The sequence below is a fragment of the Bradyrhizobium sp. CW1 genome, from assembly GCF_023100665.1.
Lineage (GTDB): Bacteria > Pseudomonadota > Alphaproteobacteria > Rhizobiales > Xanthobacteraceae > Bradyrhizobium > Bradyrhizobium canariense_D.
The window spans coordinates 4,655,928-4,671,828 of the sequence record NZ_CP064684.1 but is presented as its reverse complement, the minus strand read 5'-3'; the positions used below and the strand labels follow the sequence as shown (position 1 = coordinate 4,671,828).

The window sequence follows — 15,901 nt, the reverse complement described above, 5'->3', positions numbered from 1 at the left end:
TCTGGCGTCAGAGCATGTAGCCGCCGTCGACCACGAGGTCGACACCGGTGGTGAAGGCGCTCTCGTCGCTGCCGAGATAGACCGCCATGGATGCGATCTCGTCGGCGGTGCCGAGCCGGCCCATCTTCTGGCGGGAGACGAACATCTCCTTGCCCTGCGGCCCTTGCGCTGCGGCACGGTCGAGCATCGAAGGCGTCTCGACGGTGCCCGGGCAGATGCTGTTGCAGCGGATGCCCTTGGTGATGAAGTCGAGCGCGACCGCGCGCGTCAGCAGCGACACCGCTGCCTTCGAAGCGCTGTAGACGTAACGGTTGGCCGGCGGCCGCAGCGCCGCGCAGGAGGAGATGTTGACGATGCTGCCGCCGCCGCCCGCGAGCATGTCCGGCAGGAAGGCCCTGATGGTCCGGTGCATCGACTTGACGTTGAGGTCGAACGAGAAATCAAAATCCTCTTCCGAACACTCCAGGATGGTGCCGTGGTGCACGAAGCCCGCCGCGTTGAGCAGGATGTCGACCTTGCCGACGCGCTTGGCGAAGGCGTTAACGTCGGCGGTGCTGCGCACGTCGAGCTTCGCAGTCTCGGCAATACCTTCCTTAGCCAGGCTCGCGATGCCGCTCTCATTGATGTCGGTGGCGATGACGGTTGCGCCTTCACGCGCGAATGCAATGGCGCATGCGCGCCCGATGCCTGCCGCTGCAGCCGTGATGACGGCGCGCTTTCCCTTGAGGCGGTCTGCCATTTGTATTCTCCTCGATTTTCTCAGTGCCGTAGCCCGGATGAGCGCGCGAGCGCGATATCCGGGAGCGGATGTCCCGGGTGTCGCTCCGCTCACCCGGGCTACGTGTTCCTAACTCAGTGATTATCCCGCGCTACGCCAAATGTGCCGGCGACGTTCTGATAGCGCGTAGCGAGCTCCATGCAGGCACCGGTCGACTGCTGGCCGACGGTGTTGCGATAAAGCTCCTGCCACGGCGTCTGGTTCGGCGGATGCTTGAAGCCGCCATTCGCCGCCAGCTCGGCGTGGCGCTTCTTCACCTCGTCGTCGGAGATGAGAATGTTGGCACTGCCCTTGTTCAGATCGACGCGTACCTTGTCGCCGTTTCTGAGGATCGCGAGCCCGCCATTGGCGGCGGCTTCCGGCGAAGCATTGAGGATCGAAGGGGAGCCCGAGGTGCCCGACTGGCGGCCGTCGCCGATGCAGGGCAGGGACATGATGCCGCGCTTGATCAGCGCCGCAGGGGGCTGCATGTTCACGACCTCGGCGCCGCCGGGATAGCCGATCGGGCCGGTGCCGCGGATGAACAGCACGCAGCGCTCGTCGATCTCGAGTGAGGGATCGTCGATCCGCTCGTGATAGTCCTCGGGACCCTCGAACACGATGGCGCGGCCCTCGAATGCATTGAGATCGGTCGGGTTGCTGAGGTAGCGATCGCGGAACTCCTTGGAGATCACGCTGGTCTTCATGATCGCGGAATCGAACAGATTGCCCTTCAGCACCAGGAAGCCGGCGTCCTTCACCAGCGGCTTGTCGTAAGACCAGATCACGTCGTTGTCGGGTTTTGGCGCATTGGCGCAGTTCTCGCCGATGCCGCGGCCGTTGACCGTGACCGCGTCCTCGTGGATGCGCTTGTGCTTCATCAGTTCGCGCACCACGGCCGGCACGCCGCCGGCGCGGTGGAATTCCTCGCCGAGATAGAAGCCGGCCGGCTGCATGTTCACCAGCAGCGGCACGTCGTGGCCGACCTTCTGCCAGTCGTCGATGGAGAGCTCGACGCCGATGTGGCGCGCCAGCGCGTTAATGTGGATCGGTGCGTTGGTCGAGCCGCCGATCGCCGAATTGATCACGATGCAGTTCTCGAACGCCTTGCGGGTCAGGATGTCCGAAGGCTTGAGGTCTTCCCAGACCATGTCGACGATGCGTTTTCCCGTCTCGTAGGCGATCTGGCCGCGCTCGCGATAGGGGGCGGGGATCGCCGCACAGCCCGGCAGCGAGAAGCCGAGCGCTTCCGCGAGCCCGTTCATGGTCGAAGCGGTGCCCATGGTGTTGCAATGGCCGACCGAGGGCGCCGATGACGCCACGATCTCCATGAATTCTTCATAGTCAATCTCGCCGGCGGCGAGGCGCTCGCGCGATTTCCAGACGATGGTGCCGGAGCCGGTGCGCTCGCCATTGTGCCAGCCGTTCAGCATCGGCCCGCCCGACAGCACGATCGCGGGCAGGTTGACGGTCGCCGCCGCCATCATGCAGGCCGGCGTGGTCTTGTCGCAGCCCGTGGTCAGCACCACGCCGTCGAGCGGATAGCCGTAGAGGATTTCGACGAGGCCGAGATAAGCGAGGTTGCGGTCGAGCGCCGCGGTCGGGCGCTTGCCGGTCTCCTGGATCGGATGGGTCGGGAATTCCATCGCAATGCCGCCGGCCTCGCGGATGCCTTCGCGGACGCGATGGGCAAGCTCGATATGGTGGCGGTTGCAGGGGGAGAGGTCGTTGCCGGTCTGCGCGATGCCGATGATCGGTTTGCCGGACTGGAGCTCGGCGCGGGTGAGACCGTAGTTCAAATAGCGCTCCATATAGAGCGCGGTCATGCCCGGATTATGCGGATTGTTGAACCATTCCTGCGAGCGGAGGTGGCGGCGAGCGCCGTTGCCGGCGGGGGCATGCCCATTGGTTGGTTTTTTTGTCATTGGTTTCTCCTGCAATGCAAACGCACTGGCGTCCGTTTTATGGTATCGGCTTGTGCGATGCCCAACGGCGCGAGCGACGATTTGCCTGCCCGCTGGCGGGTCGTTTCCTCACAAATCCGATACTAGTCATGGCCACTTGGTAACGCTACCATTTTGTTCGCAACACCCCCGCCTGAAACGGCTGGCCGGTTGTCGGAACGCCGGGCCGACGAGCTTTGCCGCTCGATCACCTTGAAGCCGAGATCGAGCACCGGCTGCTCCGGACGCCGTCCGTCGATCGCGTCGATCAGCATGCTGGCGGCCGTGTTGCCCATCTCGTAGCGGTTGGTGCGCACGCTCGTCAAAGTCGGGACGGCGGAGGCCATGAATTCGAGATCGTTGAAGCCAACGATCGCGATCTGTTCGGGGATCGCGATCTCGCGGCGCCTGCATTCGAACAGCACACCCAGCGCGAGGTCGTCATTGGCGCAGAACACCGCGTCCATGCCGGGCTCCCGCGCCAGGAGATCGGTGAACAGGGCGCCTCCGAGCGTTACCGAGGTCGGAGTCGCCGTGGTGACGACGAGGCGTTGGTCGAACAGTCCGGCGTCTTTCATGGCCGAGACGTATCCGTCGAGCCGGCGCTGCACCCGCGGATCCATCCGTGCGCCGACGAAACCGATCTTGCGGTGACCTTGCGCGAACAGATGCGCAACCGCCGCACGGGCTGCGTCATAGTGCGAAAAGCCGATCATCATGTCGATCGGATTGGGTCCGATCTCCATGATCTGCACGATCGGGCAGTCGGCGGCATCGAGCATTGCGCGCGATTCCGTGGTCTGGTCGATGCCGGTGACGATCAGCCCGGCCGGCTTCTGCGCAAGAAACAGCCGCAGCAGCTTCTCCTCCTGGAGAATACTGTAGCGTGTGTTGGACAACTGGATCGAGTAACGGCTGTTTTCGGAGGCGTCGTAGATGCCGCGTAGCACGTCGGAGAACACGTTATTGGTCAGCGACGGAATCAAGACACCGATCACCTCGGTGCGCTGCGAGGCCAACGCGCGCGCCGCCAGGTTCGGCACATAGCCAAGCTCCCTGGCCGCGCTTTCGACCCGGGTCCGTTTGGCCACCGACAGCGCCTCGGGATTGCGGAAGAAGCGGGACGCTGTGATCGGGCTTACGCCGGCGAGCTCGGCGACTTCCGCCAGCCGGATTTTGCCTGACTTGGTGCGGTTTCGACCCATTTGCTGCTCTTAACACACTCACTGTCGCAAACAAAGGAACGTTGACAGCGCTACCAGCACGGACTAACCAAAGACAAATTGCCAAAACCGCGCAAACTGCCGACAATGTCGCCCGCTAAGGTTGGGCTTCGTTCGGTGAAGTCTGAAAAAACAAGACGGTCGCGGCGCGAGATGCGTCGTGGACTTTCGAGGAGGGAGCTAGATGTCGTCTGTGCAAATCCGCGACGTGCGGAAATCGTTCGGCAATTTTGAAGTCCTGCACGGCGTTTCGATTCCGATCGAGGACGGCCAGTTCGTTGTCCTGGTTGGCCCCTCCGGCTGCGGCAAGTCGACGCTTCTGCGCATGCTCGCCGGTCTCGAGAACATCACCTCAGGCACGATCTCGATCGGCGACCGCGTCGTCAACAATGTCCAGCCCAAGGAGCGGGACATTGCGATGGTGTTCCAGAACTACGCGCTCTATCCGCACATGACGGTCGGCGAGAACATGGGCTTCTCGATGAAGCTGCGGGGCGAGAGCACCGAAGAGATCAACAAGCGCGTCAAGCGCGCCGCCGAGATCCTGGCACTGTCGCCGCTGCTCGAACGCTATCCGCGCCAGCTCTCCGGCGGCCAGCGCCAGCGCGTCGCCATGGGCCGCGCCATCGTGCGCGATCCGCAGGTGTTCCTGTTCGACGAGCCCTTGTCGAACCTCGACGCCAAGCTGCGCGTCGCGATGCGCACCGAGATCAAGGAGCTGCACCAGCGGCTGAAGACCACGACGGTCTACGTCACCCACGATCAGATCGAGGCCATGACCATGGCCGATAAAATCGTGGTCATGCATGACGGCATCGTCGAGCAGATGGGTACGCCGCTCGAGCTCTACGACAAGCCCGAGAACCAGTTCGTCGCCGGCTTTATCGGCTCGCCGTCCATGAACTTCCTGAAGGGTCATGTGCGGGTCAACGGCGTTGCGACCTTCGAGGGGCCGAATGGCGTCAAGCTGCCGCTCAGGAACGCGCCGGCGGCGTCCGACGGGCGTCCTGTCGTTTACGGCGTGCGTCCCGAGCATTTCACCATCGCTGACGACGGCGCCGATGCCGAGATCGTCGTGGTCGAGCCGACCGGCTCGGAAACGCAGGTGTTTGCGAAGCTCGGTGGTGAGCAGGTCGTCGCAGTCTTCCGCGAACGTCACCAGTTCAACCCGGGCGACAAGGTCAAGCTGAAGCCCGATCCTTCCGTGATTCATCTGTTCGACGAGGCGACGGGCAAACGCGTATAGCGACGCCAAAGAACTGCCAAGCAGAACTGCCCCAATACAAGACGACCCAATACAAATATAAAATTTAGGGAGAGAACGATGAGCGATTTCGACAGGCGAAGTGTGCTTAAAGTCGGTCTGGGCGGCGCGGCGCTGCTGGCCGGCCCGGGCATTGTCCCGGTACGCGCGGCGGAGTGGACCAACACGCCCGAGCCGAACGCTTCCATCCGCGTCTTGCGCTGGAAGCAGTTCATTCAGGCCGAGTTCGACAAATTCGCCGAGCAGACCAAGGCGTTCTCCGAGAAGACCGGCGTCAAGATCAAGCTCGAGGCCGAGAGCTGGGAGGACATCCGCCCCAAAGCCGCGGTCGCCGCCAATGTCGGCGCCGGTCCCGACCTGATCATCGGAACGCTCGATGATCCCCACAAATTCCCGGAAAAGCTGATCGACATGACTGACGTCGCCGACTATCTCGGCGCGCAGTATGGCGGCTGGTACCCGGTTGCCGAACGCTACGGCAAGAAGGGCAACAGCTGGATCGCCATTCCGCAGGGCGCGACCGGCGGCTGCCTGAACTATCGCGTTAGCCACGTGAAGGCCGCCGGCTTCGATGAATTTCCCAAGGACACTGCCGGCTTCCTCAAGCTCTGCCAGGCGCTGAAGAAGAACAACACGCCGGCCGGCTTCGCGCTCGGCCACGCCACGGGTGACGCCAACGGCTGGTGCCAGTGGGCGCTGTGGGCCTTCGGCGGCAAAGTCGTCAATGAAAAGAACGAGGTCGTGATCGACTCGCCGGAGACGATCGCCGCGCTCGAATACGTCAAGCAGCTCTACGAGACCTTCATCCCCGGCGTGCTGTCGTGGAACGACTCGAACAACAACAAGGCGTTCCTCAACGGCGAGCTCAGCCTGACGCTGAACGGCATCTCTATCTGGACCGTCGGAAAGAACTCGACCGATCCGAAGCAGCAGGAGATCGCCAAGGACATGAACCACGCGCCGATGCCGATCGGTCCGGTCGGCGTGTCGACCGAGCAGCAGAACGTGCTGGTTTATTACGGCTACAAGCACTCGAAGTATCCGAAGGCGGTCAAGGAATACATCAAGTTCATGATGGACAAGGCGAACTACGACGCCTGGGAGGTCTCCTCCAACGGCTACGTGTCGCCGCCGCTTCCGGCCTACAACGACAACCCGGTGTGGACGTCGGATCCGAAGATCACGCCGTATCGCGACTGCCTGAAGCGCTGCCGCGACAACGGCTATGCCGGCGATCTCGGCTATGCCTCGGCCGCGGTGATGGGCGACTTCGTCGTCGTCGACATGTTCGCCGAGGCGGCGTCGGGCTCGGTGACGCCGAAGGCGGCAGCCGCACGCGCAGCCGAGCGCGCCAAGCGCTACTATCAGGTCTGATCAGCTCCAATCTACGCGGCGTCCGGTTCGCCGGACGCCGCGACTTTTCGTCGAGGGGAATCCGACATGGCAGTTATGGCCGAGTCCACTGTCGCGCAGGCCAAGCGCAGCAGCTTGTGGACCAGAGCATTCGAGAGCCGGCATTTCCTCGGCGCGATGTTCATGGTGCCGGCAATCGCCATCCTCATCCTGTTTCTGGCTTACCCGCTGGCGCTGGGCTTCTGGCTCGGCATGACCGACACCAAGATCGGCGGCGCCGGGCGCTACATCGGCTTCCAGAATTTCGTCTCGCTGGCGAAGGACTCAGTGTTCTGGCTTTCGGTGTTCAACACGATCTTCTACACGGTCGCCGCCAGCGCGGTGAAATTCGCCATCGGCCTTTACCTGGCGCTGCTGCTCAACGAGCGGCTGCCGATGAAGTCGATGATCCGGGCGATCGTGCTGTTGCCCTTCGTCGTGCCCACGGTGCTCTCTGCGATTGCGTTCTGGTGGATTTATGACAGCCAGTTCTCGATCATCTCCTGGGTGTTGATCAAGGCCGGCCTGATCACGCGCTATATCGATTTCCTTGGCGATCCCTGGAATGCGCGCTGGTCGGTCGTCGCCGCCAATATCTGGCGCGGCGTGCCTTTCGTGGCGATCACGCTGCTGGCGGGATTACAGACCATCTCGCCCTCGCTCTATGAGGCCGCCAATCTCGACGGCGCCACCAATCTGCAGCGCTTCCGCCACATCACGCTGCCGATGCTGTCGCCGATCATCGCGGTCGTGATGACGTTCTCGGTGCTGATGACCTTCACCGACTTTCAGCTCATCTACACCATCACGCGGGGTGGACCGATCAACTCCACCCATCTGATGGCGACGCTGTCGTTCCAGCGCGCCATCACCGGCGGCAATCTCGGCGAGGGGGCGGCGATCTCGAACGCGATGATTCCGTTCCTGGTCGCGGCGATCCTGCTCAGCTTTTTCGGGCTTCAGCGTTCCCGCTGGCAGCAGGGCGGGAGGGACTGACCATGACCACGGCAGACGACCAAAGCGTCGGAATGGACTATCTCGAGAGCTTCCCGCGGAAGTTTTTTCGGGTCTACCTTCCGCTCGGCCTGATCATCTTCTTCCTGCTGTTCCCGTTCTACTGGATGGCGGTCGCGACGTTCAAGCCGGACGCGGAGATGTACGACTACGAAAAGTACAATCCGTTCTGGATCGTGCATCCGACGCTGGAGCACATCAAGAAGCTGTTCTTCGACACCGACTATCCGCTCTGGATGTGGAACACCGTGATCGTCTCGGTGTCCTCGACCTTCATCTCCCTGTTCGCCAGCGTCTGCGCCGCCTATGCGATCGAACGCCTTCGCTACAAGGGCTCGCGCTATGTCGGCCTTGCGATCTTCCTCGGCTATCTGGTGCCGCCCTCCATTCTGTTCATTCCGCTGGCGGCGATCGTGTTTCAGCTCGGGCTGTTCGACGGCAATTTGGCGCTGATCCTGACCTATCCGACCTTCCTGATCCCGTTCTGCACCTGGCTCCTGATGGGCTATTTCCGCACCATCCCCTATGAGCTGGAGGAGTGTGCGCTGATCGACGGGGCGACGCGGCTGCAGATTCTGATGAAGATCACGCTGCCGCTTTCGCTGCCGGGCGTGATCTCGGCGGGCATCTTCGCCTTCACGTTGTCCTGGAACGAGTTCATTTACGCGCTGACCTTCATCTCCTCGTCCGAAAACAAGACGATCCCGGTCGGCGCGATCACCGAGCTCGTCAATGGCGACGTCTACCACTGGGGGGCCCTGATGGCGGCGGCTCTGACCGGCTCGGTTCCCGTAGTTATCCTTTATTCCTTCTTCGTGGAGTATTATGTGTCGGCGATGACCGGCGCCGTGAAGGAATGATCGCGGGGCCTGCCTCGAGAGCGCGCCAGGACGAATTGCCGAAATCGGCGCGTTCCGGCCAATAAAAAGGAGTAGGCTCTTGCACATTCTGGTTCTGGGCGCCGCCGGCATGGTCGGCCGCAAATTGTGCGAACGGTTGTCGCGCGACGGCCGGCTCGGCAAGAGCGACATCACCAAGCTGACCATGCATGACGTGGTCGAGCCGAAGGCGCCCGAAAGAGCCGGTTTTGCCGTCGAGACCGTGTCGAGCGATTTCGCCGTGCCGGGTGCGGCCGAAAAGCTGATCGCCGGCCGTCCGGACGTGATCTTTCATCTCGCCGCGATCGTCTCGGGCGAAGCCGAGCTCGATTTCGACAAGGGCTACCGCATCAATCTCGACGGCACGCGAATGCTGCTCGATGCCGTCAGGCTTGCAGGCGGCGGCTACAAGCCGCGCGTGGTCTTCACGTCCTCGATCGCGGTGTTCGGCGCGCCGTTCCCCGATGCGATCGGCGACGAGTTCTTCCACACGCCGCTTCTGAGCTACGGTACGCAGAAGGCGATCGGCGAATTACTGCTGGCCGACTATTCCCGCCGCGGCTTCCTCGATGGCATCGGCATCCGCCTGCCGACCATCTGCATCAGGCCCGGCCTGCCCAACAAGGCGGCATCGGGCTTCTTCTCCAACATCCTGCGCGAGCCGCTGGCCGGCAAGGAAGCGGTTCTTCCCGTGTCCGAGGACGTCCGCCACTGGCATGCCACGCCGCGCTCCGCCGTCGGCTTCCTGCTGCATGCCGGCACCATGGACCTCGCCGCGGTGGGGCCGCGCCGTAATTTGACCATGCCGGGCCTGTCGGCGACGGTTGGCGAGCAGATCGCTGCGCTGAAGCGCGTCGCCGGCGACAAGGTCGCCGCCCGCATCAAGCGGGAGCCCGATCCCTTTATCGTCGGCATCGTCGGCGGCTGGCCGCGCAACTTCAATGCAAAGCGGTCGCTCGAGCTCGGCTTCACCACTGCCGAGAAGACTTTCGACGACATCATCCGCATTCACATCGAAGACGAGCTCGGCGGCAATTTCGTCGCCTGATCTCTGACTGAGCGGGTAAAGTGATGGCGAGCGTTGCTTGCATCGGCGAATGCATGGTCGAGCTCCGGCAGGCCCAGGGTGGACAATCCGCCGGACCTTCCAGCGGGCAGGGCGGGGGCCTCTACTCGCGTGGATTCGGCGGCGACACCCTCAACACGGCCGTTTACCTCGCGCGGCTCGAGGTCAAGGTCGATTATTTCACCGCGCTTGGCGACGATGCCCTGAGCGATGAGATGATCGCGGCCTGGACTGCGGAGGGCGTCGGCACGAGGCGCGTCGCGCGGCTGCCGGGCAAGCTGCCCGGCATCTACATGATCCAGCTGGATGCGAAGGGAGAGCGCCAGTTCTTCCACTGGCGCGACAGTGCGGCGGCGCGCCAGCTGATGAACCTGCCGGAAACGGACGATCTCCTCAACTCGCTGATGAGCTACGACATCGTCTATCTCTCTGCGATCACGCTCTCGATCTACGACGCGGCCGGGCGCGAGCGCCTGTTCGCGGCGATCAAGCGCGCGCGTCTGCTTGGCACCCGCTTCGTGTTCGACACCAATTTTCGCGCGCGGGGATGGCCGGATCGTGAGGTCGCGCGCGAGGTGTTTTCAGCGGCCTTCGCGGCAGCCGACATCGTGCTGACCTCGACCGAGGATCTGCTCGCCCTCTATCCCGGTGAGAGCCACGAGCAGTTGATGGCGCGCATCCCAAGCTCCGAGCTGGTGTTCCGGCTCGCCGAGCCGGTCAGCCTGCTGCGCTTTCCCGGGGGGCCCTATGAGGTCCGCGCGGAGCCCATGACTAAACCCGTGGTCGACACCACCGCGGCCGGCGATAGCTTTGCGGCGGCCTATATCGCGGCACGGCTCGCCGGTTCCGACCCGGTCGAGGCCGCCCAGGCCGGGCACCGCCTCGCCAGCCTCGTCATCTGCTATTCCGGCGCCATCATTCCGGGTTATGCCATGCCGCCGAAGAAACGGCACCGGCCGGCGACCACGCGTCAAGCGACCAAGTGAAACGAAAGCCAAGATGACCACGACTGCCCAACAGAACCACCTCGCCGCGCTGTTCAAGGCCGCGACTGTCATTCCCGTCCTCACCATCGAGCGTATCCAGGATGCGGTGCCGCTGGCGCGTGCGCTGGTGGCCGGCGGCGTCCGCACGCTGGAGGTGACCATGCGTACCCCTGTTGCGATCGAGGCGGCGAGGGCGATGATGGCCGAGGTGCCCGAGGCGGTGGTCGGCATCGGCACGATTCTCAATCCGGCCGACTTTACCCGTGTCGAGAAGCTCGGCGTTGCGTTCGGCATCAGCCCGGGCTTGACCCCGGACCTCTTGAAGGCCGCCACCCATAGCTCCTTGCCGTTTGCGCCGGGTATCGCCACGGCCTCCGAGCTGATGATGGCGCTGTCCTACGGCTTCGACATTGCAAAATTTTTCCCGGCCGAGCAGGCCGGCGGCATCAAGGGGCTGCGCTCGCTGGGTGGGCCGTTCCCGAACGTGCGGTTCTGCCCGACCGGCGGGGTCGGCGAGGCCAATGCAGCAACCTGGCTCGCGGAGCCCAATGTGGTCGCGGTCGGCGGTTCCTGGCTGTGCCCGACGGCGGAGATCAGGGCCGGGAACTGGGCCGGCATAACTGCCATCTGCCAGCGCACCCTCGAGGCCCTTAAACCCGCGTGAAGTCTTGCCATCCCTGAGCTAAGACTTAGGTCAGCAAGAGACCGCCAGGGAGAATGACCATGACCGCCAGCATCGTCGGATGGGCGCATACGCCGTTCGGCAAGTTCGACACCGAGACTGTGGAAAGCCTTGTGGTGAAGGTCGCCAATGAGGCGCTGGCGGATGCCGGCATTTCGGCCGGCGATGTCGACGAGATCGTGCTCGGCCATTTCAACGCCGGCTTCTCGCCCCAGGATTTTACCGCCTCGCTGGTGCTCCAGGCCGACCCGAAGCTGCGCTTCAAGCCGGCGACCCGGGTCGAGAACGCCTGCGCCACCGGCTCCGCCGCCGTCCATCAGGGCGTGCGCGCGATCGCGGCCGGCGCGGCCAGGATTGTCCTCGTTGTCGGGGTCGAACAGATGACGCGCACGCCGGGCCCGGAGATCGGCAAGAACCTGCTCAAGGCGTCCTATCTTCCCGAGGACGGCGACACTGTCGGCGGCTTCGCCGGCGTGTTCGGCAAGATCGCCAGCTCCTATTTCCAGAAATACGGCGACCAGTCCGATGCACTGGCGCTGATCGCGGCCAAGAACCATAAGAACGGCGTCGCCAATCCCTTCGCCCAGATGCGCAAGGACTTTGGCTTCGACTTCTGCCGCGCCGAGAGCGAGAAGAACCCCTACGTCGCCGGCCCCCTGAAGCGCACCGACTGCTCGCTGGTCTCGGACGGTGCCGCTGCCCTGGTGCTGGCCGACGCGGAAACCGCCAAGGGCATGAGCAAGTCGATCGGCTTCCGCGCCACCGCGCACGCCCAGGATTTCCTGCCGATGTCCAAGCGCGACATCCTCCAGTTCGAGGGCTGCACGGTCGCTTGGCAGCGCGCACTGGAGAAGGCGGGCGTTACACTTTCCGATCTCTCCTTCGTCGAGACCCATGACTGCTTCACCGTCGCCGAGCTGATCGAGTACGAAGCGATGGGCTTGACGCCGCGGGGGCAGGGTGCCCGTGCCATCAAGGAAGGCTGGACGCTCAAGGACGGCAAGCTGCCGGTCAATCCGTCCGGTGGCCTGAAAGCCAAGGGCCATCCGATCGGCGCCACCGGCGTCTCCATGCACGTGATGACCGCGATGCAGCTCGCCGGCCAAGCGCCCGAGGGCATGCAGCTCAAGAATGCAAAGCTCGGCGGCATTTTCAACATGGGCGGTGCGGCGGTTGCCAACTACGTCTCCGTGCTGGAGCCGCTGAAGTAAGGCTGCTGCACGGTAGGCAAGGCGTGAAGCGCCGTGCCCACCTTCTTATCTTGCGCTAGATCATGGTGGGCCCGCTGGGGGCCCTTAAAGCTCTTGATCGATTTGCAGGGGATGCATCATGAGCAATGACTACGAAGATTCGCTGTCGATGGACGCACTCAACGATCGCATCGCGATTCTCGAGGACAATATCCGCCAGCTCATCGAGCAGGCCGCGGCCGCCTCGGGTGAGCAGAACGAGTCGCGGATCGCTGACCGCATCAACCAGCAGAATGATGAGCTCGACCGCCTCCTCAAGATTCGCGATTCCCGTCAGAAGAAATAGCCGCCTTTCGCCGCCGGCGCATGCGGCCATACGCCGGCGGCTCTTGCGCATGCGCCGCCACTGCCGTTAGCTGGACCGAGATCGCAGGCCTCACTTGAGGCCGCGCAATCGGGAGCGAACGATGGGGCCGCTGAAGGGCATCAAGGTCGTCGACATGACCACCGTGCTGATGGGCCCCTATGCGACCCAGATGCTCGGCGATTACGGCGCAGACGTCATCAAGGTGGAGTCTCTGGACGGCGACGTCACCCGCCTGATCGGCCCGATGCGGCACGCAGGCATGGGCCCGGTGTTTCTCAACACCAACCGTAGCAAGCGCTCGATCTGCCTTGACCTGAAGAAGCCCGCCGGCCGCGAGGCCGTGCTCCGCTTGCTGAAAGACGCCGACGTTCTCGTCTACAACGTCCGCCCGCAGGCGATGGCGCGGCTTCAACTCGGCTATGACGTTGTTTCCAAAATCAATCCGCGGCTGGTCTATGCCGGCGTGTTCGGCTTCGGCCAGGACGGGCCCTATGCTGCAAAACCGGCCTATGACGATCTGATCCAGGGCGCCACCGCGCTGCCCGCCTTGATGGCGCAGACCGGTGACGGTGTGCCGCGCTATGTGCCGAACGCACTGGTCGATCGCATCGTAGGCTTGACTGCCGTGGGCGCGATCTGCGCCAGCCTCGTGCACCGCGACCGCACCGGCCGCGGCCAGCGCGTCGACATCCCGATGTTCGAGACCATGGCCGGCTTCGTCATGGGCGACCACATGGGCGGATTGACCTATGAGCCCCCGCTCGACAAGGGCGGTTACGCCCGCCACCTCTCGCGCGACCGCCGGCCCTACAAGACATCGGACGGTTATCTCAGCGTCATCGTCTACAACGACAAGCAGTGGGAGAACTTCTTTAAGGCGACGCGACGCGACGACCTGCGCGCCGACGCGATGTTCGCGACATTCGCCGGGCGCGCCGCCAATATCGACGTCGTCTATGCCGAGCTCGCGCGCATCTTCGAGACGCGCAGCACCGCGGAATGGATCGACCTGCTCACCAAGGCCGACGTGCCGGTGATGCCCATGCACGACCTCGCGTCGATGCTGCACGATGAGCATCTGGAGGCGACCGGCTTTTTCCCAGTGGTGAACCATCCAACTGAAGGGCCGATCCGGAGCATGAGGGTGACGGCCACCTGGTCCGAAACCGAAGCCGAACCGGTGCGGCTCGCGCCGCAGCTCAACGAGCACGGCGCGGAAATCCTGCGCGAGATCGGCTATTCCGCCGACGAGATCGACGCCATGGTCCGCGATGGCGTCACCCGTTCGCCGCCCCGGAATGACGATGCACTGGTGCGCCCATGAGCTTCATCACCGGCGTCGGTCTCACGCCTTTCGGCAAGCACGAAGGCTCGTCCTCGCTGGAGCTGATGAGCAAGGCCGCGCAGGCTGCGCTCGACGATGCCGGGCTCAAGCGTGCCGAGATCGACGGCATCCTCTGCGGCTACTCCACCGTCTCGCCGCACATCATGTTGGCGACCGTTTTTGCCGAGCATTTTGGCATCCGCCCCAGTTACGCCCATGCCGTCCAGGTCGGTGGCGCGACCGGGCTCGCGATGACCATGCTCGCCCATCATCTCGTCGAAGCGGGCGTCGCCCGCAATGTGCTCGTCGTGGCCGGCGAGAACCGCCTCACTGGGCAGAGCCGCGACGCCTCGATCCAAGCGCTGGCGCAGGTCGGCCATCCCGACTACGAACTGCCGCTCGGCCCGACCATCCCGGCCTATTACGGCCTCGTCGCTAACAGATACATGCACGAGTACGGCGTGACGGAAGAAGACCTCGCCGAATTCGCGGTGCTGATGCGCACCCACGCCTGCACTCATCCTGGTGCGCAATTCCAGGATCCCATCAAGGTCGCAGACGTCATGGCCTCGAAGCCGGTGGCGATGCCGCTGAAGCTGCTCGATTGCTGCCCGGTGTCCGACGGCGGCGCAGCCTTCGTCATCAGTCGCGAGCGGACCGGAGAGGCCCGCGTGCGCATTCGCGGCTGTGCCCAGGCCCATACCCATCAGCACGTCACTGCAGCCCCCGCCCTGAGCGAGCTCGGCGCCGAGATCTCCATCGCTCGCGCCAGGGAGGTTACCGGCCTTGCCATTTCCGACGTGCGCTACGCGGCGATCTACGACAGCTTTACGATCACGCTCGCGATGCTGCTGGAAGATCTTGGCCTCGCTGGCCGGGGCGAGGCAGCCGCGCGCGTGCGCGCTGGCCATTTCAGCCGCAATGGAGCGATGCCGCTGAACACCCATGGCGGCCTGCTCAGCTACGGTCATTGCGGCGTTGGTGGCGCCATGGCGCATCTGGTGGAAACGCATCTGCAGATGACGGGGCGGGCGGCGAATCGTCAGGTGCGCGACGCCTCGATCGCGCTGCTGCACGGCGACGGCGGCGTGCTGTCGTCTCACGTCAGCATGTTCCTGGAGCGGGTGCGATGAGCGAGCGTCTAGCCGACTGGACCAAGGGCGAACAGGCCGTCATTTATCAGACCTGCACCGCATGCGGCCATGTGCAGTATATTCGTCGCGCCTTCTGCGCGGCCTGCGGCGCGTCCGATCCGCGCGAGCAGTGCGCCAGCGGCAAGGGCAGGGTCTACGCGACGTCGCTGGTCTGCCGCGCCGCCACGCCCGAGACGCGCGCGTACGTGCCCTACAACATCCTGCTGGTCGATTGCGCCGAGGGTTTTCGCATGATGGCGCATGGTGAGAATGATCTCGCCATCGGCGATGAGGTCAGTGCGAGCTTCAAACTGTTCGCCGGCAAGCTGGTGCCGTTCTTCGCCAAAGACAGATAGTGAAATTTAGATGCTCCAATGTGGCCCGGATGGAGCGGACCGAAATCCGGGTTTTCGCCTCACCGATAGACTTTCCCGGATTGCGCGCCCCATCCGGGCTATTGCGGCAACGCGAGCGGTGGGATCCGTCATTCGGGGGCGGTCCTGAGAGACCGAGCCTGGAACGGGAATTCTGGGCCTGGCCTGTGCGAGGGCCACCCCGGAATGACGAAAGCTCTCACCCGACTCTTAACTAGCGCCCGTAGAACAGGATGCTGGCGATGACGAGCATCGCCATCACCGCTAGCATATGCGCGAACGCTTCCGAGGCCGCCCCCTTGGTGGCT

At 63.8% G+C, this 15,901-nt stretch carries 15 protein-coding genes; 12 read left to right on the top strand and 3 right to left on the bottom strand.

Annotation, left to right across the window (positions count from 1 at the left end; genetic code table 11):
• Positions 1 to 7: 7 nt before the first annotated feature.
• The 3 genes from IVB54_RS23055 to IVB54_RS23045 form a co-directional block, all read right to left on the bottom strand.
• Positions 8 to 739 carry an SDR family oxidoreductase gene (locus IVB54_RS23055; protein WP_018459248.1) on the bottom strand — a complete coding sequence of 244 codons (732 nt, stop codon included), beginning with the start codon at positions 737 to 739 and terminating at the stop codon, positions 8 to 10.
• 113 nt (positions 740 to 852) lie between these two features.
• The gene (locus IVB54_RS23050; RefSeq protein ID WP_018459247.1) at positions 853 to 2,682 is read right to left on the bottom strand and encodes an IlvD/Edd family dehydratase; all 1,830 of its coding nucleotides are present in this window, start codon (positions 2,680 to 2,682) and stop codon (positions 853 to 855) included.
• A 122-nt stretch (positions 2,683 to 2,804) separates the two neighbouring features.
• Entirely contained in the window at positions 2,805 to 3,905 is a 1,101-nt protein-coding gene (locus IVB54_RS23045; protein ID WP_018459246.1) for a LacI family DNA-binding transcriptional regulator, read from the bottom strand.
• Between the two features lie 202 nt (positions 3,906 to 4,107).
• Between IVB54_RS23045 and ugpC the strand changes: the two genes are divergently transcribed.
• The 12 genes from ugpC (at position 4,108) to IVB54_RS22985 (ending at position 15,575) form a co-directional block, all read left to right on the top strand.
• The gene (gene ugpC, locus IVB54_RS23040; protein WP_007592328.1) at positions 4,108 to 5,169 is read left to right on the top strand and encodes a sn-glycerol-3-phosphate ABC transporter ATP-binding protein UgpC; all 1,062 of its coding nucleotides are present in this window, start codon (positions 4,108 to 4,110) and stop codon (positions 5,167 to 5,169) included.
• A gap of 78 nt (positions 5,170 to 5,247) precedes the next feature.
• Positions 5,248 to 6,561, top strand: a complete 1,314-nt coding sequence (locus IVB54_RS23035) for an ABC transporter substrate-binding protein (protein ID WP_018459245.1) — start codon at positions 5,248 to 5,250, stop codon at positions 6,559 to 6,561.
• Between the two features lie 66 nt (positions 6,562 to 6,627).
• Positions 6,628 to 7,575 carry a sugar ABC transporter permease gene (locus tag IVB54_RS23030; RefSeq protein WP_007592324.1) on the top strand — a complete coding sequence of 316 codons (948 nt, stop codon included), beginning with the start codon at positions 6,628 to 6,630 and terminating at the stop codon, positions 7,573 to 7,575.
• A gap of 2 nt (positions 7,576 to 7,577) precedes the next feature.
• Positions 7,578 to 8,453 carry a carbohydrate ABC transporter permease gene (locus IVB54_RS23025; RefSeq protein ID WP_007592322.1) on the top strand — a complete coding sequence of 292 codons (876 nt, stop codon included), beginning with the start codon at positions 7,578 to 7,580 and terminating at the stop codon, positions 8,451 to 8,453.
• 79 nt (positions 8,454 to 8,532) lie between these two features.
• Positions 8,533 to 9,519, top strand: a complete 987-nt coding sequence (gene denD, locus IVB54_RS23020; protein ID WP_018459243.1) for a D-erythronate dehydrogenase — start codon at positions 8,533 to 8,535, stop codon at positions 9,517 to 9,519.
• Between the two features lie 23 nt (positions 9,520 to 9,542).
• Positions 9,543 to 10,523: a sugar kinase gene (locus tag IVB54_RS23015; RefSeq protein ID WP_018459242.1), complete on the top strand. Its 981-nt coding sequence runs from the start codon at positions 9,543 to 9,545 to the stop codon at positions 10,521 to 10,523.
• A gap of 13 nt (positions 10,524 to 10,536) precedes the next feature.
• Positions 10,537 to 11,187, top strand: a complete 651-nt coding sequence (eda, locus tag IVB54_RS23010; protein ID WP_018459241.1) for a bifunctional 4-hydroxy-2-oxoglutarate aldolase/2-dehydro-3-deoxy-phosphogluconate aldolase — start codon at positions 10,537 to 10,539, stop codon at positions 11,185 to 11,187.
• 59 nt (positions 11,188 to 11,246) lie between these two features.
• Positions 11,247 to 12,416, top strand: coding sequence for an acetyl-CoA acetyltransferase (locus tag IVB54_RS23005; protein WP_007609038.1), 1,170 nt, complete (start codon positions 11,247 to 11,249; stop codon positions 12,414 to 12,416).
• Between the two features lie 118 nt (positions 12,417 to 12,534).
• Positions 12,535 to 12,741, top strand: coding sequence for a hypothetical protein (locus tag IVB54_RS23000; protein ID WP_018459240.1), 207 nt, complete (start codon positions 12,535 to 12,537; stop codon positions 12,739 to 12,741).
• A 121-nt stretch (positions 12,742 to 12,862) separates the two neighbouring features.
• A complete protein-coding gene (locus IVB54_RS22995) occupies positions 12,863 to 14,086 on the top strand; it encodes a CoA transferase (RefSeq protein WP_018459239.1) in 1,224 nt (407 codons plus the stop codon).
• On the top strand, positions 14,083 to 15,219 hold the full coding sequence (locus tag IVB54_RS22990) for a thiolase family protein (protein ID WP_247776457.1): 1,137 nt from the start codon (positions 14,083 to 14,085) through the stop codon (positions 15,217 to 15,219). The genes IVB54_RS22995 and IVB54_RS22990 overlap by 4 nt, the downstream gene beginning before the upstream one ends.
• Positions 15,216 to 15,575, top strand: coding sequence for an OB-fold domain-containing protein (locus IVB54_RS22985; RefSeq protein WP_018459237.1), 360 nt, complete (start codon positions 15,216 to 15,218; stop codon positions 15,573 to 15,575). Before IVB54_RS22990 ends, IVB54_RS22985 begins: the two co-directional genes overlap by 4 nt.
• The last annotated feature ends 326 nt before the right edge of the window (positions 15,576 to 15,901 follow it).